Source organism: Embleya sp. NPDC001921 (assembly GCF_053594475.1).
In genome coordinates this window covers 1-25641 of record NZ_JBSFEO010000062.1, presented here as the reverse complement: position 1 = coordinate 25641, position 25641 = coordinate 1, and the positions used below count along the sequence as shown (strand labels likewise).

Genomic DNA, 25641 nt, shown 5'->3' with positions numbered 1-25641 from the left:
TCCCGGACCGGGCGGTGTCACAGCGCACGGGCGCCCCGGCTGAATAGGGCGTTGCATCCCGTGCTCGAAGAAGAGGATCGGGGCGTCAACGATGGCGCGATCGGCCGTCGTCTTCCTCGTCCTCGTCATCGTTGTAACGAGCCGAATACCCCGCGTAGGGGTCGTCGAACTCGTCTTCACTCGTGTCGTCGTCAACCTCTGGCTTGCCGATCGGCAAGTCGGTTGGCGACGACGCGCCCAGCTCTTCAGCCAGACGGCTCAGATCCGTACCGCCGCTGTTGTACTTCAGCTGGCGGGCGACCTTTGTCTGCTTGGCCTTGGCCCGGCCGCGCCCCATGGCTCGACCCCCTCAACGACGGGGCTCACGGCCCCGGGTCTTGACACGCGTTCATAGTCAGGGACGGTTCGATGACGCTTGAGAACCGGCCCGTAGGGGATTAACGGTACCTGCTTCCGCCGCCGGACGGTACGTCGCATGGGTGACAGCGGGGCTCGGACCCCGACCGGGCTCTGCCGTTCCGGCTGGTCAGGGGCCTGATCTGGGGTCCTTTGCCGGGTCTGACGATACCGTGTCGGTCAGGTTTGGAGGTAGATGTCACGCAGGCGGCCCACATCCGCCATGCGCCGCTCGGCCAATCTGTCCGCCGCCACGGCCGGTGGCACGCCCTCCTCGTCGGCCAGCGCGAAGATCTTCGCGGTGGTCGCGCGGATGCCGCCGGCCTTGCGCTTGGCCCGCTCGAAGTCGAACCCGTGCCGCTCGTCGGCCACCTGGATCACCCCGCCGGAGTTCACCACGTAGTCCGGCGCGTAGAGCACGCCGCGCTCGGCGAGCGCCTTCTCGATGCCCGCGTGCGCCAGTTGGTTGTTGGCCGCGCCGCACACCACGGCCGCGGTCAGCACCGGGACGGTGACGTCGTCGAGCGCGCCGCCGAGCGCGCAGGGCGCGTACACGTCCAGGTCCGGGATCCGGATCAGGGTGTCGGTGTCGGCCACGAAGTCCACCTCGGGATGCTCGTGCCGCACCCGCGCCACCGCGCGCTCGTCGACGTCGGTTATCACCACCGAGGCGCCGTCCGCGAGCAGGTGCCCGACCAGATGCCGGCCGACCTTCCCGACACCCGCCACGCCCACCCGGCGCCCGCGCAGCGTCGGGCTGCCCCAGCGGTGCTCGGCGGACGCCAGCATGCCCTGGAAGACCCCGTACGCGGTCAGCACGGACGAGTCGCCCGCGCCGCCGTTCTCGGGGGAGCGACCGGTGACGTAGGCGCACTCCTTGGCGACCACGTCCATGTCGTCGACGTAGGTGCCCACGTCGCACGCGGTGATGTAGCGACCGCCCAGGGACTGGACGAAGCGGCCGTAGGCCCGCAGCAGCACCTCGGTCTTGTCCCGGGTCGGGTCGCCGATGATCACGGCCTTGCCGCCGCCGTGGTCGAGTCCGGCGAGGGCGTTCTTGTAGGCCATGCCGCGGGAGAGGTTGAGGACGTCCGCGACGGCCTCCGCCTCGCTCTCGTAGGGGTGGAACCTGGTGCCGCCGAGGGCGGGTCCCAGGGCACTGGAGTAGATCGCGATGATCGCGCGCAGGCCGCTCGCGCGGTCCTGGCAGAAGACGACCTGTTCGTGGCCGGTCGACCTGCCGAACACCAGGCCCGACGTCGTGCCGTCGGGGCCTTCCATCCTGTCGGTCACTGTGGTGACTCCATGGGATCGTGGTGACGTTGGCGCCGCGCGGATCCGCGCGGCGGTTCAAGCCTAGAACCCGTGCGGATCACCGGGTTGGACCTTCTCCACGTCGGGGCCTGCCCGACGTGCCAAGATTCCCTCGTGCGGACTTCGGTGGTTGCCCCCTACGCGGCGTACCTGCGGGTGTACGAGCCGCTTGCCGCGTTTCCCGAACCGGAACGCGAGCGGTGGGCCGCCTACGCCGCCACACGGCCCGCAGGCCCCTCCGCGTCGCCCGAGGCGCCCTCGCCCGCCGGGCTGACCGCGCAGGAGCACCGGAGCGGCCTGGAGAACCTCCTGGCCACCCCTCCGGTGATCGCGCCGCCGCACGAGAGCGAGGACGCGTACGTGCACGTCCTGGACGGCGTCACGGTGATCTGCCCGCGGCAGACCCGGCTGCGCTGCTGGACGGCGCTGGCCGAGTTGCGCCGGGAGTATCCGGCGGCGGTGCTGGACGTGTTCTGGCCGCGCTTGGTGATCGACCAGGCGCACGTCGAGCACGAGCGCTGGAAGTCCACGCATCCCGACGTGCAGCCGCACATCCACAGCAGCACGTGGCACGTCCCGGTGCGCTGGTTCGTGCTGTTCGCGCCGGACGAGCGGGTCCTGGTGCCCGCGGCCGAGGGCGCGGCGGCGGGACCGGGCGAGCTCTACTACCGGACGCCGATGGTGCAGGCCCGGCGGCGGGTGGCCAGGGCGCTGAAGGTGCTGCGCGAGACGGTCGAGGACGGCGCGCTGATCACCGGTCTGGAGAGCGTGGGTCGCTGGCTGGAGGAGTTCCATCCGCGCGCGCTGGTCGAACTGGACTACGGCGGTCTGGTGCGGCTGCTCGGGTCGGGCGATCCGGCCGCCGAGAACTCGGTCGCGGACGTCGCGGAGGGCATCGCCGCACTGGGTTCCGGTGACGGAGCGCGAGCATCGGCCGCCTACCGCAGGATTACGGAGCGTTGGCAATCGGTACGTGCTCTGGAGCACGCGAGCTGAGCAAGCGTCCGCATTTCGTGAAGTTTCGGCGTGACCGTCGTCACTCTTTCGTGTTCAGTCACCCTGTGATCTGAAAGCCTCTCAACCTGCTGGTTCGAGTTGTGGGACTCCCAGCCCTCCAGGTTGACGGAGATCGACTCACAACAGGGTGCATACGCCAGCGAATGGTTCGTATATGATGAAAAGGACAAACCAGATGTAGTCGGTCTGGCCGGGTCGAGTCATCGGGGATACTTCGTTGCTGGTGGGACGGGGTGGACACGAGGGGTCGTTCGGGCTCGAGTGACTCATCGTCACAGTCGGGTGACTGTCCGCTATGCCTGGTCCTTCGGGATCGCGTGGCTTGAACCCTGGGATGCCAATTCCGGCGGTTTGACCAACCGGGTGCGGCGGATGGTGTACTTGTACTGTGAAGGACAAGCCGTTCGTCCTATAACCGACTTGGCCCTCGTGAACTATTTAGGACATCGTGGGTCAAGGTGCAGAATTTGAAGAAAGAACCGTGTTGGTTCGGTTCTCCCGAGGAGGCCGCTCATGACCGCTCGTACGCCTGATGCCGAGCCGCTGCTGACGCCGGCCGAGGTTGCCAGCATGTTCCGCGTCGACCCCAAGACGGTGACGCGCTGGGCCAAGGCCGGCAAGCTCACGTCGATCCGCACGCTCGGCGGACACCGTCGCTACCGCGAGGTGGAGGTCCGCGCCCTGCTCGCGGGCATTCCGCAGCAGCGCAGCGAAGCCTGAGGGCTGCGTCGAAAAGCTTTTCCCCTGAGTGCTGCACCGGATCCCGCCGGGTCCGGTGCAGCACTCTTTTGTGCGCCCGGAAGTGCCCCGCGGCGCCTGTGAGTCGCCTGTGAGTCCCACTCCGCGTCCGAACGGTCGCAGGAGGTGGGAGCGGGTGGGAGTGGGCGGGACGCCGGTTCGCTGCCGCTCCGGGAGGTGTGCCGGGGCCGCGGCGCGATCGGATCCGGGTCGGCCGGGGGCTTCGGAGGGCCTCGCTCGGCCGTTTCGATCCGGGATTCCCGACGGCGGCCAGTAAAATATCACATAGAATGCGCGGTCGATTTCCGGCCGCCGATGAAAACCATCGCCGTTCAAAACAGTGACCTTGGTCACACGTCGGCTGCGGGGGTGCTCCGCCCGGCCGCTCGCGGCAGTGGTTCGAACCTCTCCGGCGGGGAGCCGGTCGAGGGGTGGTCTGCCGGGTCCGCCCGCCGGTGCGTCCGCCGCTCGGTGCCCGGGGCTCCGCGGACGTCACGGGGCCGGTGGCGATCCCGCGGGGTACCGGGCCGCGGCGGGGCGGTCGCGGGTCGGTCGCGGCGTCGGCTCGGCGGATGCGCGGTCCGAGCCCGAGCGGCGTCCGGGGACCCGATCCGCACGGGGTGCGGGTGGATTCGACGGACCCGGCCCGAAATCGCCGATCGAACACGCTGAGTGAGGATCCGGGCCGATCCGCCACGATCGGGATCCCGCCGAATCGCCGGCCTTCGTGACTGTGTGCAACAAGGTGACCGGGCCCGGAGGGCGCGTGCGCGCGCCGTGCCCGGTCAGTCCTCGTCGAGCCAGGCGAGCCGGGTGTCCTCGTCCGGCGCCGGGCCGTCGATCACGTGCGGCAGGAAGCGGGCGTACCCGTCGGTGACCGGACCGCTGGACTCGCGGATGCCGACTCCGGCGGACTTCCCGTCCACCACCCACGCGCCGAGTACGGGCTTGTTGCCGTCGAAGTCGGGCAGCGGCACGTACTCCTGGAAGCACCAGCCCTCGTCGCCGTACGCCTCGGCGGGCTGCACGTGCTCGCCGTCGGGCGTGACGATCCGGATCGCGTCGCCCTCGCGCCCGTGCAGCGGCTTGGCCACGTAGGACTCCATCCCGCGCGGCGAGTCCAGGAAGGCGGGCAGCAGGTTCGGGTGGCCGGGATACAGCTCCCACAGCACCGCGAGCAGCGCCTTGTTGGACAGGATCGCCTTCCACGCCGGTTCGATGAACAGGCACGACCGGGGGTGGCTGATCAGGTGCTTCCCGAACGGCTCGGCGAGCATGTCCTCCCACGGATAGAGCATGAACATCGTGTCGATGCCCCGCTCCTCCAGGTCCACGAAGCGCAGCCGCTCGCTGTCCCAGCCGATCTCGGCGACCTCCAGGCCGATCGTGGTCAGCCCGGCCTCGGTCGCGGTGTCCCGGAGGTAGGCGGTGTGCAGCCACTCCTCCTCGTCCTCGGTGCCCTCCACGTGCGCGAAGTGCATCGTCTCCGAGCGCAGGTAGGGCTTGATCCGACCCCACGCGCGCACGAGCCGCTCGTGCAGGCTGTTCCACTGGTCGCGCTCGGGGAAGCGGTCGCGCAGCCAGTACCACTGGACCAGCGAGGCCTCGATCAGCGCGGTGGGGGTGTCCGCGTTGTACTCGAGCAGCTTGGCCGCGCGCCCGTCGCCGCCCCACGCGAGGTCGAACCGCCCGTAGACGCTCGGGTGTTCCTCCTCCAGGGTGATCCGCAGGTAGTCGCGGGCCTCGTCGGGCAGGCCGAACGCGGTCAGGTCACCGCGTTCGATCACGTGCCGGGCGGCGGCCACGGACATCTCGTGCAGTTCCTCGGTGACGTCCTCGAGCCGGTCGACCTCGTCGAGGGTCAGCTCGTAGTACGCCTCCTCGTGCCAGTACGGCACCTCCGTGCCGTCGTCGTCCTCCCAGGCCGCGTAGAGCAGCCCCTGCGACTCGACGAGTGGCTTCCAGCCCGGTCGAGGCGTGCTGGGTATACGACGCATGGCTCAGGCCCTCCCCGGATGTGACACCGCGTCAGCTTGAACTCTTCGACGGGCACGAGCCGAAGCCGCCACGTTCGATCTTGCCCTTGCGCGGGCGATCGAAGGATCCCTGCCCGGAGACGAACGTCATACCCCTGGTCGGGGTGAGCGTCTGTCCGCACGAATGCGGGACGTAGTACCAGGACAGACCCGGGTCGGTGCGGCCCAGGCAGCGGAAGTCGTCGACGCGCACGTTGTGCGTCCGGTCCGCGCAGACCTCGGCGTAGCCGCTCTTGGCCGAGCTCTTGCCGCCGCCGCTCCCGCACGCGGTGAGTGCGCCGGCCAGGGTCAGGGTCAGGGTCGCCGCGACCGCCGTCGACTTCACGCCGCCCTTCCGTTGCGGACGCGAGCCTGACGACACGAGCCTGGTGGCGCGAGATGGGGTGGCCACGGGTCCTCCGCTCGAAGGGCTGCCGGTGACGGTCCGGTGTGGACCGACTCCGAGGACCGTACCGAGACCTGCGGGCCAACGGTGGCCCCGGGAGGGGGAAACCGGGGAAGTCCTCGACCTGGCCGGGGTGATTTGTCGATCGGTGCCGGTGATGTCCGATCCCCGCGGCGTCCGTGCGTTCGACGCGGCGGGACGCGGGTGCGGACCGCTTTGCACCGTGGAGCGGAGGCGCCGACGCTCCACGTGCGGGCTCGGCGATCCGGTGTCGCCACTCGACCGGTCTCGACCCGCGACGGTCGGGGTCAGATCCCGGTCGCGCCGAGCAGGCTGCCCACCGCGTAGGTGACCGCCATCGCCAGCGCCCCGCCCGCGGTGGTGCGCACGATCGCGCGGGCCGGCGGCGCACCGCCCAGCCGGGCACCGCTCCACCCGCACAACACCAGGGCGACCAGGACGGCGGCCACCGTGATCGGCAGTCGGGCCGAGGCGGGCGGCAGCACGATCGCCAGCAGCGGCAGCAGCGCGCCGACCGTGAAGGCCAGGAAGCTGGCGCCGGCCGCATGCCACGGGTTGGTCAGTTCGTTCGGATCGATCTTGAGCTCGACCTGGGCGTGCGCGGCGAGCGCGTCGTGCGCGGTGAGCTGTTCGGCCACCTCGCGCGCGAGCCGCCCGGTGAGTCCCTGCTGTTCGTACAGGCCGGTCAACTCGTTGAGTTCGGCCTCGGGTTCGTCGGTCAGCTCGCGGCGCTCCTGGATCAGCGCGGCCCGCTCCGCGTCGCGCTGGGTGCTCACCGAGACGTATTCGCCGGCGGCCATCGACATCGACCCGGCGAGCAGTCCGGCCAGCCCCGCGGTGAGCAACTGCGCGCGCTCGTCGGTGGCTCCGGCGACCCCGACCACCAGGCCCGCCGTGGACACGATCCCGTCGTTGGCGCCCAGCACCGCCGCCCGCAGCCAGTTCAGCCGGGTCCCCATCGCCTCGTCGTGCGGGGGATGGGTGGGCATCCGGTCGGGATCGTCCGCGGCGCTCATGAACGAAGTATCACGACGAAGTCCCGCGCGGGCGGCGTGGACACGGGCGCGGGGCTGGGGCGGAACCCGGGCGGGTCAGTGGGGCCGGATCGTCGCGGCCCGGTCGTCGCGGTCGGATCGTCGTGGCCGGGTCGGGGCTCCGGCCGTCCACCCGCACACGCAAGAACGCCCCGGACGGGATTCCGTCTGGGGCGTCGGTGTCTCCGGCTGCGGTGGCCAGGGGCGGGGTCGAACCGCCGACCTTCCGATTTTCAGTCGGACGCTCGTACCAACTGAGCTACCTGGCCTCGATGGATCAGGGCGCCTTTCGGCGCCCCGATCTTTCCATCTTGCGGTCCTGACGGGATTTGAACCCGCGGCCTTCACCTTGACAGGGTGACGAGCACTCCAAACTGCTCCACAGGACCTCTACGATCTCCACCCGGCTTCCCGGGTTTCCCTCGCGGTGTTTCGTGTTGAACCCTACCGTACTGGCTGTCCGGCTTGTTGCGGCCCCCGAGGGGGTTTGCTGCGTGCCCCCAACGGGATTCGAACCCGTGCTACCGCCTTGAAAGGGCGACGTCCTAGGCCACTAGACGATGGGGGCTTGTTGGCCGTGTCCGGCGTCTTGTTGCCGTCGGGGACGTCCCGAACTATACGGGGTTTTCGGCGGCGCTTGCAAAACAGATAACCGGGGGCCTGCGCGGGCCCGCGCACGCACCCCCTGGCGTGGGCGCGGAGGCCGCAGAATGGGGGGTGTGCTGGAGATGTCGCGCGAGGAGTTCGAGGAACTGGTGGCCGAGGCCCTGGACCGGATCCCGCCTGAGCTGACCAAGCTCATGGACAACGTGGCGATCTTCGTCGAGGACGAACCGGCCCCCGACGGCGAACACGGGACCAACCTGCTCGGCCTCTACGAGGGCATCCCGCTCACCGAGCGTGGTGACTGGTACGCGGGTGTGCTGCCCGACCGGATCACCATCTACCGCAACCCCATCCTGCGGATCTGCGAGACGTACGAACACGTCGTCGAGGAGGTGGAGGTGACCGTCGTGCACGAGGTCGCGCACCACTTCGGGATCGGCGACGAGTGGTTGCACGAGCACGGGTACGGCTGAGCGCTCGTCGGCGCACCGGGCGGGGCCGGCCCCGGATCGCGTGCGCTCCCTTCGTGCCCTCACGCGCTGCGGCCGAACGGGTGACGGGCGGTGCTCCGAAATTGGAGTGGGACTTTTCCCGTGCCCATGCTGAAGCGGTGACCACGCAGGGGGACATCGGGCCGGTGCCGGACTTCGTCGACGATGAGCCGGAGTTTCCCGGAACCGGATCGTTGACCCGTGTGGGCGAGCACGACTCGGCCGTGCCGCGCGCTCGCGAGGGCGATTGGCGCCGGTCGGCGGGCCCGGAGGCGTACGAACCGGTCGCGGGCGAGGCGTGGGGGAGCCCGGAGCCGCGGCCGCGGGAGGCGGGCGGCGACGTCGAGGAGGCGGACTCGAGCGGGTCCGTCGGGTCCGACCCGCGGTTCGCGCGGCCGGCCGGGCGGGTCGACCAAGTCGTGCCACCGGCGGGTGAGTTCGCCCCGTTCCGGACGACCGGCGAGCTCACCGCCGAGTTGGCCCGGGTCTGCCACGGCGAACCGGTCTCGATGCTCACCCGGTGGTTCGGCGAACCGGCCGCGCCGCGGGCCGCCGCCGTGGAACACGGCTCGGCGTCGCGGGACCGGCGGGCGACCGGGCGGCGCAGGTCCGCGCACCGGGCCCACCGGGCCGCCGAGACCGCGCGCACCGAGGTCGCGAAGGGTGCTTCGGAGGGTCGATCGGCAAGTATCGGTTGGGAGTTCGCCGCCGTCGTCGTGGTGCCCGCGCTCGTGCTCGCCGGGCTGCTCCACTACTTCGGCTGGGCCCGCGCCTCGGCCCGGTCCGCCTATCTCGGGTTCGACGAGAGCGTGCTGGACACGCCGGCCCGGGAGTACCTCGCGGACGGCCTGCGCGCGCTGTACCGGCCGCTGCTCGTGGCCGTCGCGGGTCTGCTCGCGGCCCGGGTGGCGCATCCTCGGCTGCTGGTGTGGCTGCGCCGACACCGGCGGATCGCCGCGTGGTGCACGTGGGCGCTGCGCTGCGGGTGGTTCGCGGTGCCCGGTGCGACCTGGGTCGCGGTGTATCGGTGGCCGGCCCGCGGCACGCAGTGGTGGCCGCTGTTGTTGCCGTGCGCGCTCGCGGCGGGGCTGTTGGTGTGCGCGTACGGGGTGCTGCTGTCTCGGCGGATCGGCGCGCACCGGCGCGGTCCCGGGGCCGGGGCCCGGCCGTGGTCGCCGTCGGCGCTGCTCGTCGCCGCCGCCGTGGTGTTGTGCCTGTTCTGGGCCTCGGGGGCGTACGCGAAGGTGTCCGGGCGCGACGCGGGCGAGGCCGTCGCGCGGCAACTGCCCGGGCGGACGGGCGTGGTGCTGTACTCGGTGCAGGATCTGCGGATGCGCTCGGACGACGGCATCGCGGTCGAGGAAGAAATCGGTGCTTCCTATCGTTACCGGTACACCGGACTGCGCTTGTTGCGCCGTGTCCCGGGGACGCTGTTCCTGCTCCCCGAGCACTGGTCGTGGCAGCGTCCGAGGCTGCTCGTCGTTCACGAGGACGCACGCCTGCGGGTGGAGTACGAACGCACCCGATAGGCATGGACGCGCAGTGATCGGGTACGCTGGTGAATCGCTTTGCCCATATCCAGGCGCCGCCATGAGTCGCGGCGCCTCGTAGGCTCGTTCTGGTGCTCCGCAGAAGTGTCGCTTTCTCGTGCGACCACATTTCGGCTGCGGACCTTCGAGACGGGCCGCATCCGGAAGGTTTTGCATGCCCCCCTATGCCAATGACACTGCTACGCCCATGCCCGGTACCGAAGGTGCCGAGGTGCAGGAGGGTGTGGCGGGTGCGCAGGCAGCCGAGGTGACCGAGGTCGCCGCGGAGATTACCGAGATCACTCCCGAGGTCGTCGAGAACGACGACACCACCGACGGCGACACCGAGTTCGCGGCGCAGGACGAGGCCGCGACGGACGCCGATGCGAACACCGACGACGACACCGACACGGATGTCGACGCGAGCGTCGAGGACGACGCCGCCGACGAGGCCGGGCTCGACGAGGCGGACGACGCCTCGGACGAGGTCGAGGCCAAGCCCGAACCGACCGGCCCCAGCTTCGCCGAGTTCGGTCTGCACAAGGACGTCGTGGACGCGCTCGCGCGCCGCGGCGTGACCCACCCGTTCCCGATCCAGGCCGCGACGCTGCCGGACGCGATGGCCGGCAAGGACATCCTCGGCCGCGGCCGCACCGGTTCCGGCAAGACGCTGGGCTTCGGTCTGCCGATGCTGACCCGCCTGTCGGGTCGCAAGGCGCGGGCCCGTCGCCCCCTCGCGCTGATCCTCACGCCCACGCGTGAGCTCGCGATGCAGGTGCACGACGCGCTGGAGCCGTACGGTCGCATCCTGGACCTGCGGATGAAGACGGTCACCGGCGGCATGTCGATGCCGAAGCAGATCTTCGCGCTGGAGCGCGGCGTGGAGATCCTGGTCGCCACCCCCGGTCGGCTCCAGGACCTGGTCGACCGCGGTTCGGCCGTGCTGGACAACGTCGAGATCACCATCCTCGACGAGGCCGACCAGATGGCGGACATGGGCTTCCTGCCCGAGGTCACCGCGCTGCTCGACCTGATCCCGGCCGGCGGCCAGCGGATGTTGTTCTCCGCGACGCTGGACAAGGGCGTGGACGCGATCGTCCGCAAGTACCTGGACAACCCGGTCACCCACTCGGTGGACCCGCACGCGTCCTCGGTCACCACCATGTCGCACCACGTGCTGGTCGTGCAGCCGAAGGACAAGACGTACGTCACGGCGGCCATCGCGGCCCGCCGCGGGCGCACGATGATCTTCGTGCGGACCAAGTTCGGCGCCGACCGCGTCGCGCAGCAACTGCGCGAGGCCGGCGTGCGCGCCGAGGCTCTGCACGGCGGGATGACCCAGGGCGCGCGTACCCGCACCCTGGCCGAGTACAAGGAGGGCCGCACGCCGGTCCTGGTCGCCACCGACGTCGCCGCCCGCGGCATCCACGTCGACGGCATCGACCTGGTCCTGCACGTGGACCCGGCCGCCGACTCGAAGGACTACCTGCACCGCGCGGGTCGTACCGCGCGGGCCGGCGAGGCCGGTGCGGTGGTCACGCTCGCGCTGCCGCACCAGCGCCGCACGGTGGACCGCCTGATGGAGGACGCCGGCGTCGAGCCGACCCGCCTTCGGGTGCAGGGCTCCAACGACCCGGAGATGCGCAAGCTGACCGGCGCGCGCACGCTGTCCGAGGTCAAGGCGCAGTCCGTGGCGGACGCCGCGGTCGAGGCCGAGGCCGAGGCGGAGCGCCTCGCGGGTCGGATCATCGAGCTCAAGGCCGAGGCCGCCGAGCTGCGCCGCAAGGCCGCCGAGCTGGCCGAGGCGGCCAAGAACGGCGACGCGCCGGTGCGGACCGAGCGCTACGAGCGTGCGGACCGCGGCGACCGCGGCGGCGACCGGCGCGAGGGTGGCTACCGGGGCGACCGTGACCGCGGCAGCGACCGTCCGCCGTACGGCGGCGACCGCGGCGGCGACCGCCGTGGCGGCGCGCCGCGTGGCGACCGGCCGTCCTACGGCGACCGTGCCCCGCGTGCCGGCGACCGCCCGTCCTACGGCGGCGGCGAGCGGCGCGAGGGTGGCTACCGGGGCGACCGTCCGTCGGGCGACCGCGGCCCGCGTGGCGACCGTCCCGCGTACAACGACCGTCCGGCCTACAACAGCGGCGACCGCGCCCCGCGCACGGGTGACCGGCCGTCCTACGGCGACCGTGCCCCGCGTGGCGGCGACCGTCCCTCGTACGGGGACCGCGCGCCGCGTACCGGCGAGCGTCCCTCCTACGGCGGCGACCGGCGCGAGGGCGGCTACCGGGGCGACCGTCCCTCCTACGGGGACCGCGCGCCGCGCACCGGTGACCGTCCCGGCTACGGCAACGACCGCGCCCCGCGCGGCGACCGTCCGACGTACAACAACGACCGGCCGGCCTACAACGACCGCCCGTCCTACGGCGGCGAGCGTTCGCACGACCGTGCCCCGCGTCGGGACGGTCACTACGACCGTCCGGCCGGTGGCCCGGCGGGCGACCGCAAGCCGCGCTGGAAGCGCGACGCGTGAGCGTCGGGTGACCGAGCTGTAACTGACGTGTAGTCAAAAACACTGAGCGGGGCGGGATCGATCGCGTATCGATCCCGTCCCGCTCAGTAATGTGGCGACATGAAGCGGACCTCGTTCGGAAGCTGGCCGTGCTCCATCGCGCGCGTCCTCGAGTTGTTCGGCGACGGGTGGACGCCGCTCGTGTTGCGTGAGGCGTCCTACGGGGTCCGGCGGTTCGAGGATCTCCAGGAGAATCTGGGGATCGGCCGCAACGTGCTGGCGCAGCGGCTGAACCGACTGGTCGAGGAGGGCCTGCTCGACCGGGTTCCGTACGAGGAGCGGCGGCCCCGACACGAGTACGTGCTGACCGCCAAGGGGCGCGACTTCTTTCCGGTGCTGGCGGCGATCGGGCACTGGGGCGACACCTGGCTGGCGGACGAGACCGGGCCGCCGGTGGTCTATCGGCACGGCGGCTTGGAGGGCCACGAGGCGCAGGCCGCCGTGATCTGCTCGGTGTGTGGCGACCCGCTCCACCTGGAGGACGTCGAGCCGTTGGCGGGACCGGGCATGACGGCGCGTCAGGCGCATCGGGCGGTGGCCGAGGGGCGTTGCGGGGCGCCCGCGCCCGCGTCGGCCGTGCCGGCGCAACGGGGGACCTGGTTGCCGGGGATGTAGTGGCCGCGCGGGTTGTCCTGGTCGCGGGCCTGCTCGGGTCCCGGCCGCGATGCGAGGGCGTGGCGGTGACCGGGGGTGTCCGCCGGTTACGGGCGGGCCGGTTCGCCGCGGTCCAGCTTGTCCCGCAGGCCCAGTTCGGCCCGGTCGGCGGCGGCCTGGCCGTGTCGCCATCCGTCCGCGTCGCGGCCGCGCAGACGGTGTGTGGTCTTGGTCGGGAACATCCGCTCGGTGGTCTCCTGGACCGCGACGTCGCGCGCGGCCAGGACCGGCAGCAGGCGGTTCTCGGCGGCCCGGTCCGCGCTCGCCTCGGCCTCCTCCTTCGCGGCGGTCAGCCGCTCGCGGATCCGGTCGGCGTAGGCGATCAGGAACGACTGGCGGAAGGTCTTGGTCCGGCGCGAACGGCCGGACTCGTGGTAGCGCGAGCCGGCCCGGTTCATCGCGGCGGTGGCCTGCACCAGGAGCGAGGTGTAGAGCAGTTCGACCGCGTCCAGGTCGGAGTCGAAGCCGACCACGGTGGAGAAGCCCAGCGAGCTCGACCAGATCGCCTGGCAGCCGTTGGCGTCGGCGACCGCGTCGAGCAGCAGCGCCTTGGAGCCCTCGTACGGGTTGTCCACGCCGATTCGGCACGCGGCGGGGGCATGCCGCGAACCCTCCTGCGCGCCCAGCAGCGCCTCGTCGATCCGATGCCGGGTCATCAGCTCCTGCGCCTTGGCGGTGAACGCCTCGGCCTCCTCCGGAAATTCGCTCGACTCGGCCTTGGCGAGCAGAGCGCGCACCCGGCCCAGTTGGCGGGGTTCGCCGGTGGCGGGCTGCTTGCGGGCCGGCTCCTGGAAGGACGCGGCGGCGAGCGGCTCGATGGCGGGCAGCCGGGCGACGCAGCGGAGCAGTTCGAGCACGCGCGCGGCGGTGCCGAAGCGGTCCAGATTCTCCCGGGCGCCGAGTTCGGCGAGGTAGGCGTCGTCCGAGCTCCACCACGGGGTGGTCGCGTCCAGATCGCGCAGTTGGGCGGTCCAGCGGCGGCCGGTGCCCGGGTGGCTGCGGGCCTGCGCGGCGACCACGTCGGCGGCGAGCGGGGCGTGCCGCTCGCCCAGCTCGCGGGTGACCGCGCGGACCACGTCGGCGGGTTGCCAGCCGCGCCGCCAGCAGCCGTCGGCGACGCGCTCGTACAGGGCGAGCACGGCGCGCGAGATGTCCGGCCAGTCGCCGGCGGAGGCCGCGAGCAGGGACGCGCCGAGGTCGATCGTGTCCTCCAAGGCGTCGTCGGACGCGCTCAGGACGGCGTGGAATCGGGTTTCGACGAGCGTGGTGGGCACCCGTCAAGGATTGCATTGTCCGCGCGCGAACGATTCGGGCCCGGTCGGCCGCCGCGCGCGGGTGCTCAGGTGCGGGTGTAGCGGCCCGGTGCGGTGCCCACGGCGGCGGTGAAATCGCGGGTCAGGTGGGCCTGGTCGGCGTAGCCCAGATCGGCCGCGAGCGCGGCCCAGTCGATCCCGGTGCCGTGCTCGGCCCGCTCGGCGACCTCCTGGAGCCGCGCCCGGCGGAGCACCCACTTGGGGCCGACCCCGACGTACTCGGCGAACAGGCGCTGGAGGCGGCGGACCGGGACGCCGACCTCCTCGGCCAGGTCGTCGACCCGGAACAGGTTCGGGTTCGTGGTGATGCGCTCGACGATCGTGGCGACCTCGGCCACCGCGGGGTCGAGGTCGGGCGGCGCCTGGGCCGGCCCGGACAGCACGCCGCGCAGCCAGGACTCGGCCAGGACGACCCGGTCGGCCTCGGCGGCGGTGCCGAGCACGCGCTCTCCGACCTCCGCGACGGTCGGGCCGAACAGGTCGACCGCGGGCAGCACCCGATCGGTCAGCGCCGCCACCGGACCGCCCAGCACGGACCGGAAGCCGCCCGCGCGGAACCGGATGCCGAACACGTGGCCGGCCCCGATCAGCTCGCGCTCGAACACGTCCCGCACCACGCCGTACACGGCCGGGTACGGCTGCTCGAAGACCACGTGCACGTTGGGGTGCGAGAGCACCTTCTGCTTGAAGGGCGCCCGACCGCGCAGATCCCAGCGCACGATCCAGTGGTAGTCGACGAAGGGCGCCAGGTCGGGGGCCGGCTCGTACCGGCTCACGTCCCAATTGCCCGGTCCGACGGCTGCGCGCAGCACCCCGCGAGGGCGATCGGGAAGTGTCATGTCTCCACCGTAGCCGGCGCCGGTGACACCGCATGTCGTGCCCCGTCGCGTTTGTTCAAGACCGGTTTCCGCAGGTCGCATAGCGTCGGATCCATGAATTTTCACCACCTCTTCGTCGAAGCCGCCGCCGAGGCGGACCGGATCGCCCACGGTGTCCCGCCCGAGCCCGAGGCCGGGCCGACGCCGTGCGGCGGGTACGACACCCGGGCGCTGATCAACCACTGGGTCGTGTTCACCTCGCACGGCATGGAGCACCGGGCGCTGCGCACGACGCTGCCGGAGGAGATGACCACACGCGACTTCGTCGCCGAGCCCGACTGGGCCGACGCGTACGCCGCGCAACTGGGTCGCGCGGTCGCGGCATGGGCCGATCCGCGGGTGTGGGAGGGCGAGATCGACTTCGGCGGCGGTGGCACGATGCCCGCGACGGAGATCGCCGCGATGCTGCTCTTGGAGTCGGTGCTGCACGGTTGGGACGTGGCGCGGGCGACCGGCCAGGACTATCGCGCGTCGGCGGAGCTGGGCGAGGCGATCGAGGGCATCGTGGCCACGTACGCGCAGATGTATCGCGAGTACGCCGGCTTCGCCGAGCCGGTGGCCGTCCCCCAGGACGCGAGCGCGTTCGAGCGCGCGCTCGGCGCGTCCGGCCGGGATCCGCGCTGGAAGGCCTGACCTCGCCGGCCCGACCTCGCCGGCCCGACCTCGCCGGCCCGACCACGACGGCCTGCCCGGCGCGGCCGGTGGTCGGGATCGTCGCGGACGGGGAGCCGAGCGGGAGCGGGACGGCTGTGCCTATGGTGGCCGCCGAACCCACTCGGAGGCATGCGTGGCAGCGTTGGCGACACTCGACGGTTTCGGTTGTACGGTCCGATTCAGTCCGGGCGCGCGGGAGCGGGCCGAGTTCGTCGCGGGGCGGGTGGATCGCGCCGCCGCGTGGCTGGGCGAACGGCTGGGCTTCGCACCCCGAATACGGTTGTCCGTGGCGAACGCGGCGGACTGGGACAGCGTGGCGACGGTGCCGCTGTACGGCACGCCGCAGGGCGCGCGGGACCACCTGCGGGTGGCCGCCGACGACGGCTGGTTCGGCACCGAGCTGTTCGCCGCGATCCGGCCGCACCTGGGCGCCGAGACGGCCCGGACGGTGCGTGCCGTGTACGGGGAACCGCCCGCGCTGCGCCCGTACTTCGACCTGGTGGCGGTGCACGAGCTCACCCACCTCTTCCAGGACCAGGTCTGGCCCGGGTATCCGGGCATGTGGATCGCCGAATTGCACGCGAACCTCGCGATGGTCGGCTACGCGCACGAGGTGGAGCCGGAGCTGTTGCCGGCCCTGCGGGCCTTCACCTCGACCGTGGACGACCTGCCGGTCCAGGTCACCCCGGTGCGCGAACTCGCGGACATGGAGCGCTCCTTCGAGCACGGTGCGATCAACTTCGCGTGGTTCCACTTCACCCTGACCCGGGCCGCGGAACGGTTGTGGGCGGCGGAGGGCGCGGAGGTGCTGCGCGCCGTGTACGAGCACATCCGCGCCGGGGGCGGGGCCGAGCACCCGGTGCTGCGGCAGGTCGCGACGGGGTGGGACCGGCACGCTCGGGCCGACGCCGTCGGCTGAGCACGAGCGGGGCGGGCGGGCGGCGGTCCGGGCGGCGGCGGTCGCGGGTCGCGGTCAGCCGGGGCGGCCCGCCAGTTCGGGGATCGCGGACAGTTCGGTGCGCGAGACGATGCCGAGCTTGGGATAGGCCTTGTAGAGGTGGTGGCCGACGGTGCGCGGGCTCAGGAACAACTGGGCCGCGATGTCCCGGTTGGACAATCCCTGCGCGGCGAGCCGGGTGATCTGCAACTCCTGCGGGGTGAGCAGCGCGAGCACGCCGGCGGGGCGGGGACCCTGTGGCGTCGCGCTGCCGCCGATCGCGCCCAGTTCGGTGCGGGCGCGCTCCGCCCAGGACCGGGCGTTTAGGCGGTCGAACTCCTCCAGGGCGATGCGCAGCCGGTCGCGCGCGTCGGTCTTGCGGCGCATCCGGCGCAGCCATTCGCCGTACAGCAGCCCGGTCCGGGCCCGCTCCAGCGGCCGGCGCTCGCTCTCGTGCCGGGCCAGCGCGGCGAGCCAGAGCTCCTCGGCCGCGTCGTCGCCGGCCAGCAGCGCGTGGCAGCGCAGCACCAGCGCGTGGGCCCAGCGTTGGTCGGCGCGGCGGGCCCACCGCTCGAAGCGGGCCAGCGGTTCGTGCGCGCGCTCGGGGGCGCCGAACCGGACGGCGGCCTCGACCAGATCGGGAATCGAACGGGTCGCGCAGATGTGATGACGCATCGGCTCCCGGGTGAGCCGCTCCAGCCGGTTCAGCGCCGATTCGGGCCGGCCCAGACCCAGATCGAGCAGTCCCAGCGCCCACGCCGACCACGGCGCGCCGGCCGGCATCGCGCTGCCCACGCCGCCGGCCAGCGCCGCGTCGGCGTGCCGGTGGGCGGCCTCCTCGTCGCCGGACACGCCCGCCAGGTAGGCCAGCACGCTCTCGAACTGACTGATCCACTGCTGCTGCCCGCTGTCCTGCGCGATCCGCAGCGCCTCGGACGCGGTGGCCAGCGCGTCGGTGTGCCGGCTCTCGAAGACCTCGGCCTCGGCCACGAAGAACAGGATCGTCGGCAGCCGACCGATCCCGCCGTGCAGCCGGCTCTCGGTGGCGAACATCGCCGCGATGTCGTGCGCGTGCACGTCCTGACCGAGGGTCAGTCCGACGCCGCAGGCGAGCAGCAGGTCGCGGAGCTCGTCGTTGCCGGTTCGGTGGGCGACTCGGACGAGGTCGCCGAGTTCGGGGCGCTCGGGATCGGCGGGTTCGGATCCGGGGCGCTCGGATTCGGGGCGGGCGGATTCCGGGTGCCCGGTGTCCTCGTTCGCGTTCGTGTTCGCGTTCGTGTCCGCGTTCGGTGGGAAGGCGGCGATGATGAAGTGGGCGACCGGGGTCACGGAGGCCGTCGGCGGCAGTTCCAGGGCGGCCAACGCCCGTACCGTGGACCGCACTTGCTCCTCGCCCAGGTACCACGCGGTGTGCATCGCCTGGAGCAGCATGCGCGCCGCGCGCTCCGGGTGGGTCACGGCGGTCAGCTCGGCGCCTCGGTGCAGCAGTTCGTGCGCGCCGGCGAACGCGCCCTGCCAGAAATCGGACAGGGCGCGTACGTGCAGCAACCGGGCCCGGATCGCGTCGTCGGTCGCGCCGGCCTGGGCCCGCTCGGCGAACGTACGGGCGCGGTCCAACTCGCCCGCCTCGGACGCGGCCTCGGCGGCCAGCACGAGCCGGCGGGTGCGCGCCTCGACGTCCTCGGTCAGGCGCGCGGCCTTCTCGTAGGCCAGCGCGGCGGCGAGGTGGCCGCTGCGTTCGCGGGCGCGTTCGCCGGTGCTCTCCAGGGCGGCGGCGGCCAGCTCGTCGACGCCGGTCGCGGCGGCGGCCAGGTGCCAGGCCCGACGGTCCGCGTGATCGGGCGCGTCGAACGCGGCGGCCAGCGCGCGGTGAGCGGCGAGCCGGCGGTCGATCGGCGCGCGCTGCTGGACCGCCGCCCGGATCAGCGGGTGCCGAAAGCGCAGCCGGTCGTCGTCGACCACGATCAGCGCCGCCTCCTCCGCGGCGGCCAGATCGGTGGGGCCGGCGCCGAACTCGGCGCCGGCCCGGAGCAGGACGCCCAGTTCGCCGGAGTCGTCGTTCGCGGCCAGCAGCAACAACATCCCGGTTCGCTCGTCGAGCCGGGTGACCTGGCCGTGGAAGGCGATCTGCAGCCGACTGGTGAGCGGCAGCGCGCCCGGGCGCAGGGTGTCGCCCGGCCGTTCGCCGGCGAGCGCGACCGGCAGTTCGATCAGTGCGAGCGGGTTGCCCTGGGCCTCGGCGAGCACCCGGTAGCGGGCGGTGGCGGACAATTCCCCGGCCTGGCCGGCCAACAGCTCGCTCGCGTGTTCGGCCCGCAGTGCGGTCAGGTGCAGCTCGGGCAGACCCGGGACGGGGAACGCGTGGCGGTCGTCGCGTGCGGCGAAGATCAGCGCGATGCCCTCGGCGTACAGCCGTCGGGCGGCGAACACGAGCGCGTCCTTGGAAGCCCGATCCAGCCACTGCGCGTCGTCGACGACGCACAGGAGCGGGCCGTCACCGGCGTACTCGGACAGCAGCGACAACACCGCCAGGCCGACGAACATCGGTTCCGAGCGCTCGCCCACGGCCAGCCCGAACGCGGCCTCCAGGGCGTGTCGTTGCGGGTCGGGCAGGCGGTCCAGGTGCGAAAGCGCCGGGCGGAGCAGCAGGCTGAGTCCGGCGTAGGGGAGTTCGGCCTCGTATTCGACGCCGGTGCCCCGGATGGTGCGCAGGCTCGTGCCGGCGACCACGTGATCCAGGAGGGCGGTCTTGCCGATGCCGGGCTCACCGCGCACGACGAGCACGCCGCTGCGGCCCTTCTCGGCGTCCGCGAGCAGTTGTTCGATGGTCGTCAGCTCGGAGTCTCTGCCGTACAACATGCCTTGCCGTCCCCCGTGTCTGCCGATCTCGTATCTCGTGTCTCGTACCGGCGCGGTACCGACGCGGTACCGATCCGGTACAGATGCCACCTGCGGATCCCCCGACGCCAAAGTACCTATGCGGGACTGATTCCCGTCGGTACGGGGCTCCGTAGGTTCATGTCCAACGGAGCTCGCCGGAACGGCCGGAAGCCCGGAGGAAGCACAAGGACGGTCACCATGACCACGAACATCGACTTCACCGCCCTGGCCGAGCGCTACATCGCCACCTGGAACGAGGCCGACCCGACCGCCCGCCACAAGCTGGTCGAGGCGGTTTACACCGAGGACGCGGTGTACGTCGACCCGCTGGTGGTGGCCGAGGGCCACGACGCGATCGACGCGACGCTGGGCGCGGTACAGGGGCAGTTCGCCGGCCTGGTGTTCAGCCTCGGTGGTCCGGTCGAGGGGCACCACGACCTGGCGCGTTTCACGTGGAACCTCGGCCCGGCGGGCGAGGAGGCCATCGTGGTCGGCTTCGACGTGATCCAGATCGCCGCGGACGGTCGGATCGCTCGGGTGAGCGGCTTCCTGGACAAGGTTCCGGCGGGGTTGTGATCGTTCGCTGAGGTCTCGGGTGCGCCCTCGGGTGCCCTCGTCGGGCCGGCGTCGAGCCCCTGCCGCTCCCTCGTCGAGCCCTTGTCGACCCCTCGTTCGTGTTGATTCCGACGCCGTGCGTGTCGGTGCCGTATCCGCTGGATGGACCCGGGGCCGGGGCGAGGCAGTGCCCGGCCCCCCGGTGTCCTCGCGGTGTCTCGATGCGCGGCCTCGCAAATTTCCCGGCCTTCCCGGCCGTTCTCGGCCCTCCCGGCCTCCCGGGATCTCAGGATCTCGGCTTCTCGGGCGCTGCTGCATCTCTTCTCTTCGCGTGTCGGACGCGTCTCGCCGCGTGCGTCGCCGCTTCCTACCTGCCTCGTCCCGCGCCGATCGGCGCTCGTATGAACCGAAAGGAACACTCATGTCCGCCACCACGACGGCCCTCGCTCCCGAAGCAGAGGCACCGACGCCCCGGCAGTCGTGGGGCGCACTGTTGGTCCTGCTCGCCGGGATCTTCATCACCACGCTGGACTTCTTCATCGTCAACGTCGCGATCCCGGCCACGCAGGAGGACCTGCACGCGACACCCGCCGCGATCCAATGGGTGGTCGCGGGCTTCGGACTCGCGGTCGCCGCCGGGCTGATCACGGCCGGTCGACTCGGGGACATCTACGGCAGACGGCGGATGTTCGCGGTCGGACTGGGGTTGTTCACCCTCGCCTCGGCGGGCTGCGGGCTGGCCGGCAACGCGGAGACGCTGATCGCCGCCCGGGTGGTCCAGGGTGCGGCGGCGGCCCTGCTGATGCCGCAGGTGTTGGGCCTCATCAACGTGCTGTACGTCGGCGGGCAGCGGGTCAAGGCGTTCACCGCGTACGGGCTCGCCATGGGCTTCGCGGGGGTCTTCGGTCAGTTGATCGGCGGCGCGCTGATCCAGGTCGACCTGTTCGGGCTCGACTGGCGCAGCATCTACTGGATCAACGTCCCGGTCGGACTGGTCGCACTGGCGCTGACGCCGAAGCTGGTACCGGAAAGCCGTGGCGAGGGCGGCGGCACCCGGCTCGACCTGGTCGGTACGGCGCTGATCACGCTCGGTCTGGTCGCGGTGGTGCTCCCGTTGGTCCAGGGACGCGAGCAGGGCTGGCCGCTGTGGACCTGGCTGTCGCTGGGCGTCGCTCCGCTGCTCCTCGGCGCGTTCACGCTGTATCAGCGCGGCCTGGCGTCGAAGGGCGGTGCGCCGCTGGTGGACCTGGTGCTCTTCCGTGAGCGGTCGTTCTCGGTCGGCATCACGATGGCGCTGGTGTACGGCCTGGTGAACGCGGCGTTCTTCCTGATCCTGGCGCTGTACCTGCAGATGGGTCACGGGATGTCGGCGCTCGACTCCGGGCTGCTGTTCATCGCCCTGGGCGTCGGGTACTTCCTGTCCTCGGCGGTCTCGGGGCAGATCGCGGCCAAGCTCGGCCGACAGGTGCTGGCGGCGGGCGCCTCGGTCCAGGGTGTCGGGCACGTGGTGCTCGTGGAGACGCTGGCGAACACCGACGCGACGTTGGCGCTGATTCCGGGACTGGCGCTGGCCGGATTCGGGATGGGCCTGGTGATGGGGCCGATGGCGGAGACGGTGTTGTCCGGGATTCGGGCCCGGCACGTGGGTTCGGCGGCGGGGCTGCTGTCCACGGCACAGCAGGTGGGCGGCGCGCTGGGAGTGGCCCTGGTGGGCATCGTCTTCTACGACACGCTGGGTGACGCGCCGACGGCGGACACCTTCGGGGACGCGTTCGTGAACGGCCTGTGGCTGCTGACCGCGTTCTGCGCGGTGGTCGCGGTGCTGGTGCAACTGCTGCCGAGCCGGCGGGCGCGGGCCGGGGCGGATGGGGCCGAGTCGGTGGACGCCGACGAGGCGGCCGACGAGCCGGTGAAGGTGGCGGTTGCGGTGTGAGGTGGGTACGACGGTGTGAGGTGAGTACGACCGTGTGAGACGCGATGGGCCCCGGCCGGGTGGTCGGGGCCCATCGCGTTTGTCGTTCTCGGGGTTTGTGGGTGAGTTGGGCTGCGGTTGTCTCGGTTCGGCTGGTTCAGTCGGTGTTTTGGCTTGGCTGGGTTCGGCCGGCTTCGGTGTCGATCCCGGCGGTGCCAGTGTCGGTTCGGGGTTCGGGGTTCGGGGGGCGCTTGAGGGTGAAGGCCAGGAAGGCGCCGAGTACGGCTGCCGCGCCCGCGACGAGGCCGGCGGTGCGTAGGCCGTCGATGAGGTCGGCGGGGGAGGCCGGGCCGGCGCTCGGGTCGAGGTGCGCGTTGGCCACGGCGATCAGTACGGCGAGCCCGGCCGCGCCGCCGAGTTGCTGGGCGGTGGTGGCCAGGGCGGACGCGATGCCCTGTTCGCGGGCGTCCACGCCGGAGGCCGCGGTGACGAACATCGCGGTGAAGGTGACGCCGCCGCCGATGCCCCAGATCAGGATGCCCGGGAGCAGCGCCACGAACGCGCCGTCGCTCGACATGCCGAGGGCGAGGGCGCCGATGCCCAGGCCGTTGCCGAGCATCCCTACGAACAGGGTGGTTCGCAGGCCCCGGCGGCCGATCAGGGCGGGGCCGAGCCGCATGCCGGCGAACACCGACAGCACGGTCACCGGGACGAAGGCGAGGCCGGTGCGCAGTGCGCTGTAGCCCAGGCCGTTCTGGAGATAGGTGGTGAACACGTAGTAGGCGCCGCCGAGCCCGCTCTGGAACACCAGGATCACGGCCATCGCGACGGCCAGGCTGCGGTTGCCGAACAGGCGGAGCGGTACGAGCGGGTCGCGGGTGCGTTGCTCGACGAGCAGGAACGCGCCGAGCAGGACGGCGCCCAGGACGATCGCGCCCGCGCCGCGGAGTGAGGCCCAGCCCGCTTCCGGCCCGCTGACCAGGCCGAAGACGAGCAGGGTGGAGCCGGCGGTGGCGAGCAGTACGCCGGGGACGTCCAGGCCGGCGGGCTGGTGGGTCGGTGCGTTGGGTTCCTTGGGTTCCTTGGGTTCCTTGGAGTCCTTGGAATCTTTGGGTGACTTGGGTGTCTTCGGTGTCTTCGGTGTCTTCGGTCCGAGGGTGCGCGGGGCGGCACTCAGGATGGCCGCGGCGGCCGGGACCATCACGAACATCACCCAGCGCCAGCCGCCGAGTTCGGTGAGGACGCCGCCGAGGAGGGCGCCGGCGGCGAGGCCCGCGCTGCCGGCGGCGGACCAGACGGACAGCGCCCGGGTGCGCTCGCGCCCTTCCGCGAAGCCGGTGTTGATCAGGGACAGCGTCGCGGGGGCGAGCATCGCGGCGCCGACGCCCTGGACCGCGCGGGCAGCCAGCAGGGTGCCGGGGTTGCCGGCGAGGCCGCCCGCGAGGCAGGCCAGGCCGAACAGCGCCAGGCCGAGCAGGAACATCCGACGCGCGCCCAGCCGATCGACGAGCCGACCGCCGAGCAGGAGCAGGCCGCCGAAGGTCACCGCGTAGGAGCTGACCACCCACTGCAACGACTGGGCGCCGAAGCCCAGTCCGGCGCCGATGTCGGGAAGGGCGACGTACACGATGTTGTAGTCGAGGGCGACCACGAACTGCGCGGCCGCGAGTACGGCCAGGGACCACGCGGTGGGAGTGCCCCTGGCCGGGGCGTCGCGGGCGGAGGTGTCTCGGGCGGAGGCGCCACGAGTGGCGGCGCTTTGTGCGGAGGTGTTCGGGGCAGGGGAAACAGGCACAGCGAGAGCCGTTCTGTGCGATCCGAGCGTTCTGTGTGATCCGAGTGATCCGAGTGATCCGAGTGATCTTGACTATGCGGCGTGCATTTACTGCACGCCGTATAGTTACAGCACGTCGAGCAGTATCGCAACGCTGTAGAGTTCGGTCATGGCCATGGATGAACGCACGCCGACCCGCCGGGCCCGGCTACGGGCGGAGACCGCCCGCGAGATCAAGACGATCGCGCTCGAGCTGCTGGCCGAGGGCGGTCCCGGCGCGATCACGCTGCGCGCGATCGCCCGGGAGATGGGCATGACGGCGAACGCGATCTACGGCTACTACGCGACCCGGGACGACCTGGTGAGCGTGCTGATCAGCGAGATCTACCTGTCCCTGGTGGAGGCCGCGGAAGCGGCTCGGGACCGGGTGCCGGTGGAGGACGCGGCGGGCCGGATGCTGGCCTGGGCGCGGGCGTTCCGGGAGTGGTCGTTGGCCAACCCGGAGGGCTTCCGACTGATCTACGGCGATCCCGTACCGGGCTACCAGGCACCGGTCGGCGGGGCCGCGTCCGAGGCGGGACACCGGGCCTGCGCCGGGCTCACCGGTCTGGTCGCCGCCGCGTGGCCGTCCGCCGAGGCGTTGCAGTCCGAGGACGCGTACGACTGGCCCGACTTCGACCCGACGCTGGTCGGCCTGATCCGCGCCGAGTTCCCCGACCTGCCACCGACCGCGGTCGCCCTCGCCCTTCGGGTGTGGGGCCGGCTGCACGGCCTGGTGTCCCTGGAGATCTACGGCCACCTGCGCGGCCAGACCACCGACCCGGGCCGCATCTACCGCACCGAAATCCACGACCTGATCCGCTCCCTGGGCCTGACCCCGCCCCGGACCACGCGATAGGCCGAACGCCGGGCGCGCCGGAGAGCCGGACGTCGCCGAATGGGGTCTCCCAGACCCCACCGCGCCGTCGGTAAGAGCGCGGCAGCCGTACCCGAAAGTGCGCGGATGGCCGCGGAGTTGCCGGCCCCCTTCGGACCGAGGACCGCCACGCCCGCGCGGCCGGCCGCGAACGTCCGGCAACGCTTCTCCCCGGCCGACGGGGATGGCGCCGCGTACGTCCCGAAGAAGTGGGCCGAAGCCGAGACGGCGAACCGCGAGATCGCCGGCGATGTGTTCACCATGTGCTCGCGGCCCGCCGGCGCTATCCGAGGCGGGGGCCATCAAGCCGGTCCTGATCAGCGGTGGAGCGGTATTGCGCGGTGGGCCGTCAGGGGATCGAACCCTGAACCCGCGGATTAAAAGCTAGACAGCGGTGGTGGTAGCGGGTGTTGGGGCGGGTAGCGGTGTGCATTTCTGTCCGGATTTGCACACCACTGCGTCCCGCTGATACCGCCTCGTGATGCGATGCGTGAGCACCTCCGCTCACGCATCGCTCACGCATTCAGAGCCTCCGGGAAGCGTCCGTGCCTGGTCGTAGGCCCCTCGTTCGACAATGGCGGATTGCCTGGGTCGGCGTCCTGGCGCTGCCGGACATTCGGCCATCTCTCCAATGCTGAGCCAGCATGCGATTCGCGAGCTTGACCGCGCGCCGTACATCTGTCCAGCCAGGATGTGGACTTCGACTTTGTTCTGGCCTACGCAAGGGAGACTGCCGAACGCGGCCAAATCGCACTCATCTCGTATGTCAAACTCATCCGCCGTGGCGCCCACAGATCCGTCCAGGCCCTCGAAGCCGACATCCGCACGGATCCAGACGCGCAACGAGGACCCGAGACCGTTCGTCTGGACGAAGACCGTCGACGAAATCCTTGATTCACTCGCGAAATATATCGCCAGAATTCTTGGCGCAGCACACTAAGGGCTGTCCCGTAAGCACTGGCGCCCCGTGCCCCGTCAACTGGGCCCAGCCGATATTCCGGGTCTGCGACCGCGAGCTGTGGCAGCCTG

At 71.7% G+C, this 25641-nt stretch carries 20 protein-coding genes, 3 tRNA genes and 1 pseudogene; 12 read left to right on the top strand and 12 right to left on the bottom strand.

The genetic code is table 11. From position 1 onward, the window contains the following. Nucleotides 1-85: 85 nt before the first annotated feature. The gene (locus tag ACWCPW_RS45295) at nucleotides 86-337 is read right to left on the bottom strand and encodes a DUF3073 domain-containing protein (RefSeq protein WP_020555620.1); all 252 of its coding nucleotides are present in this window, start codon (nucleotides 335-337) and stop codon (nucleotides 86-88) included. Nucleotides 338-576: 239 nt separating this feature from the next. Further along, nucleotides 577-1677, bottom strand: coding sequence for a Leu/Phe/Val dehydrogenase (locus tag ACWCPW_RS45290; protein ID WP_449767503.1), 1101 nt, complete (start codon nucleotides 1675-1677; stop codon nucleotides 577-579). Nucleotides 1678-1824: 147 nt separating this feature from the next. Here ACWCPW_RS45290 and ACWCPW_RS45285 point away from each other — a divergent pair, with 147 nt between their 5' ends. Both ACWCPW_RS45285 and bldC read left to right on the top strand, forming a co-directional pair. Further along, complete coding sequence (locus tag ACWCPW_RS45285; protein ID WP_449767476.1) at nucleotides 1825-2706, top strand: hypothetical protein; 882 nt, start codon at nucleotides 1825-1827, stop codon at nucleotides 2704-2706. A 534-nt stretch (nucleotides 2707-3240) separates the two neighbouring features. Next, complete coding sequence (gene bldC / locus ACWCPW_RS45280; RefSeq protein ID WP_020555617.1) at nucleotides 3241-3447, top strand: developmental transcriptional regulator BldC; 207 nt, start codon at nucleotides 3241-3243, stop codon at nucleotides 3445-3447. An 803-nt stretch (nucleotides 3448-4250) separates the two neighbouring features. Here the strand turns inward: bldC and ACWCPW_RS45275 are convergent. The 6 genes from ACWCPW_RS45275 to ACWCPW_RS45250 all read right to left on the bottom strand — a co-directional run bounded on the left by ACWCPW_RS45275 (nucleotide 4251) and on the right by ACWCPW_RS45250 (nucleotide 7509). Beyond that, nucleotides 4251-5462: a glutathionylspermidine synthase family protein gene (locus ACWCPW_RS45275; RefSeq protein WP_449767475.1), complete on the bottom strand. Its 1212-nt coding sequence runs from the start codon at nucleotides 5460-5462 to the stop codon at nucleotides 4251-4253. Between the two features lie 31 nt (nucleotides 5463-5493). Then, entirely contained in the window at nucleotides 5494-5826 is a 333-nt protein-coding gene (locus ACWCPW_RS45270) for a hypothetical protein (protein ID WP_449767474.1), read from the bottom strand. A gap of 368 nt (nucleotides 5827-6194) precedes the next feature. Further along, nucleotides 6195-6923, bottom strand: coding sequence for a VIT1/CCC1 transporter family protein (locus tag ACWCPW_RS45265; protein ID WP_449767473.1), 729 nt, complete (start codon nucleotides 6921-6923; stop codon nucleotides 6195-6197). Between the two features lie 213 nt (nucleotides 6924-7136). Then, nucleotides 7137-7210 (bottom strand) — tRNA-Phe (locus ACWCPW_RS45260). Nucleotides 7211-7255: 45 nt separating this feature from the next. Further along, nucleotides 7256-7330, bottom strand: a tRNA-Asp gene (locus ACWCPW_RS45255). 106 nt (nucleotides 7331-7436) lie between these two features. Beyond that, nucleotides 7437-7509, bottom strand: a tRNA-Glu gene (locus ACWCPW_RS45250). A gap of 151 nt (nucleotides 7510-7660) precedes the next feature. Between ACWCPW_RS45250 and ACWCPW_RS45245 the strand changes: the two genes are divergently transcribed. The 4 genes from ACWCPW_RS45245 (at nucleotide 7661) to ACWCPW_RS45230 (ending at nucleotide 12754) form a co-directional block, all read left to right on the top strand. Beyond that, entirely contained in the window at nucleotides 7661-8020 is a 360-nt protein-coding gene (locus ACWCPW_RS45245; protein WP_395864608.1) for a metallopeptidase family protein, read from the top strand. Nucleotides 8021-8157: 137 nt separating this feature from the next. After that, nucleotides 8158-9567 carry a hypothetical protein gene (locus ACWCPW_RS45240; RefSeq protein WP_449767472.1) on the top strand — a complete coding sequence of 470 codons (1410 nt, stop codon included), beginning with the start codon at nucleotides 8158-8160 and terminating at the stop codon, nucleotides 9565-9567. A gap of 208 nt (nucleotides 9568-9775) precedes the next feature. Further along, nucleotides 9776-12100 carry a DEAD/DEAH box helicase gene (locus tag ACWCPW_RS45235; RefSeq protein WP_449767471.1) on the top strand — a complete coding sequence of 775 codons (2325 nt, stop codon included), beginning with the start codon at nucleotides 9776-9778 and terminating at the stop codon, nucleotides 12098-12100. 99 nt (nucleotides 12101-12199) lie between these two features. Beyond that, the gene (locus tag ACWCPW_RS45230; protein WP_449767470.1) at nucleotides 12200-12754 is read left to right on the top strand and encodes a winged helix-turn-helix transcriptional regulator; all 555 of its coding nucleotides are present in this window, start codon (nucleotides 12200-12202) and stop codon (nucleotides 12752-12754) included. An 86-nt stretch (nucleotides 12755-12840) separates the two neighbouring features. On the opposite strand, the gene ACWCPW_RS45225 is transcribed toward ACWCPW_RS45230, so the two are convergent. After that, complete coding sequence (locus ACWCPW_RS45225) at nucleotides 12841-14067, bottom strand: DUF2786 domain-containing protein (RefSeq protein WP_449767469.1); 1227 nt, start codon at nucleotides 14065-14067, stop codon at nucleotides 12841-12843. A 65-nt stretch (nucleotides 14068-14132) separates the two neighbouring features. Beyond that, the gene (locus ACWCPW_RS45220; protein ID WP_449767468.1) at nucleotides 14133-14945 is read right to left on the bottom strand and encodes an AraC family transcriptional regulator; all 813 of its coding nucleotides are present in this window, start codon (nucleotides 14943-14945) and stop codon (nucleotides 14133-14135) included. A gap of 93 nt (nucleotides 14946-15038) precedes the next feature. Here ACWCPW_RS45220 and ACWCPW_RS45215 point away from each other — a divergent pair, with 93 nt between their 5' ends. Both ACWCPW_RS45215 and ACWCPW_RS45210 read left to right on the top strand, forming a co-directional pair. Continuing rightward, a complete protein-coding gene (locus tag ACWCPW_RS45215; protein ID WP_449767467.1) occupies nucleotides 15039-15617 on the top strand; it encodes a TIGR03086 family metal-binding protein in 579 nt (192 codons plus the stop codon). A 154-nt stretch (nucleotides 15618-15771) separates the two neighbouring features. Next, complete coding sequence (locus ACWCPW_RS45210) at nucleotides 15772-16557, top strand: hypothetical protein (protein ID WP_449767466.1); 786 nt, start codon at nucleotides 15772-15774, stop codon at nucleotides 16555-16557. 54 nt (nucleotides 16558-16611) lie between these two features. On the opposite strand, the gene ACWCPW_RS45205 is transcribed toward ACWCPW_RS45210, so the two are convergent. Next, nucleotides 16612-19434, bottom strand: a complete 2823-nt coding sequence (locus ACWCPW_RS45205; protein WP_449767465.1) for an AAA family ATPase — start codon at nucleotides 19432-19434, stop codon at nucleotides 16612-16614. Nucleotides 19435-19653: 219 nt separating this feature from the next. Here ACWCPW_RS45205 and ACWCPW_RS45200 point away from each other — a divergent pair, with 219 nt between their 5' ends. Both ACWCPW_RS45200 and ACWCPW_RS45195 read left to right on the top strand, forming a co-directional pair. Beyond that, nucleotides 19654-20031 carry a nuclear transport factor 2 family protein gene (locus ACWCPW_RS45200; RefSeq protein WP_449767464.1) on the top strand — a complete coding sequence of 126 codons (378 nt, stop codon included), beginning with the start codon at nucleotides 19654-19656 and terminating at the stop codon, nucleotides 20029-20031. Nucleotides 20032-20431: 400 nt separating this feature from the next. Next, nucleotides 20432-21943 (top strand): MFS transporter, encoded by a 1512-nt coding sequence (locus tag ACWCPW_RS45195; RefSeq protein WP_449767463.1) that lies wholly within the window; start codon nucleotides 20432-20434, stop codon nucleotides 21941-21943. A 136-nt stretch (nucleotides 21944-22079) separates the two neighbouring features. On the opposite strand, the gene ACWCPW_RS45190 is transcribed toward ACWCPW_RS45195, so the two are convergent. Then, nucleotides 22080-23717: an MFS transporter gene (locus ACWCPW_RS45190; RefSeq protein ID WP_449767462.1), complete on the bottom strand. Its 1638-nt coding sequence runs from the start codon at nucleotides 23715-23717 to the stop codon at nucleotides 22080-22082. A gap of 148 nt (nucleotides 23718-23865) precedes the next feature. Between ACWCPW_RS45190 and ACWCPW_RS45185 the strand changes: the two genes are divergently transcribed. Together ACWCPW_RS45185 and ACWCPW_RS45180 are read left to right on the top strand one after the other, a co-directional pair. After that, complete coding sequence (locus tag ACWCPW_RS45185; protein WP_449767461.1) at nucleotides 23866-24594, top strand: TetR/AcrR family transcriptional regulator; 729 nt, start codon at nucleotides 23866-23868, stop codon at nucleotides 24592-24594. 786 nt (nucleotides 24595-25380) lie between these two features. Then, nucleotides 25381-25552 (top strand): annotated as a pseudogene (locus tag ACWCPW_RS45180) (IS630 family transposase); the annotation flags it as partial. Nucleotides 25553-25641: the final 89 nt, after the last annotated feature.

What these genes read in the sequence shown, in the direction of transcription:
- ACWCPW_RS45295 (WP_020555620.1), bottom strand. Translation starts at nt 337, where the DNA reads ATGGGGCGCGGCCGGGCCAAGGCCAAGCAGACAAAGGTCGCCCGCCAG.
- ACWCPW_RS45290 (WP_449767503.1), bottom strand. Translation starts at nt 1,677, where the DNA reads ATGGAAGGCCCCGACGGCACGACGTCGGGCCTGGTGTTCGGCAGGTCG.
- bldC (WP_020555617.1), top strand. Translation starts at nt 3,241, where the DNA reads ATGACCGCTCGTACGCCTGATGCCGAGCCGCTGCTGACGCCGGCCGAG.
- ACWCPW_RS45275 (WP_449767475.1), bottom strand. Translation starts at nt 5,462, where the DNA reads ATGCGTCGTATACCCAGCACGCCTCGACCGGGCTGGAAGCCACTCGTC.
- ACWCPW_RS45265 (WP_449767473.1), bottom strand. Translation starts at nt 6,923, where the DNA reads ATGAGCGCCGCGGACGATCCCGACCGGATGCCCACCCATCCCCCGCAC.
- ACWCPW_RS45235 (WP_449767471.1), top strand. Translation starts at nt 9,776, where the DNA reads ATGCCCGGTACCGAAGGTGCCGAGGTGCAGGAGGGTGTGGCGGGTGCG.
- ACWCPW_RS45230 (WP_449767470.1), top strand. Translation starts at nt 12,200, where the DNA reads ATGAAGCGGACCTCGTTCGGAAGCTGGCCGTGCTCCATCGCGCGCGTC.
- ACWCPW_RS45220 (WP_449767468.1), bottom strand. Translation starts at nt 14,945, where the DNA reads ATGACACTTCCCGATCGCCCTCGCGGGGTGCTGCGCGCAGCCGTCGGA.
- ACWCPW_RS45215 (WP_449767467.1), top strand. Translation starts at nt 15,039, where the DNA reads ATGAATTTTCACCACCTCTTCGTCGAAGCCGCCGCCGAGGCGGACCGG.
- ACWCPW_RS45205 (WP_449767465.1), bottom strand. Translation starts at nt 19,434, where the DNA reads ATGTTGTACGGCAGAGACTCCGAGCTGACGACCATCGAACAACTGCTC.
- ACWCPW_RS45200 (WP_449767464.1), top strand. Translation starts at nt 19,654, where the DNA reads ATGACCACGAACATCGACTTCACCGCCCTGGCCGAGCGCTACATCGCC.
- ACWCPW_RS45195 (WP_449767463.1), top strand. Translation starts at nt 20,432, where the DNA reads ATGTCCGCCACCACGACGGCCCTCGCTCCCGAAGCAGAGGCACCGACG.
- ACWCPW_RS45185 (WP_449767461.1), top strand. Translation starts at nt 23,866, where the DNA reads ATGGCCATGGATGAACGCACGCCGACCCGCCGGGCCCGGCTACGGGCG.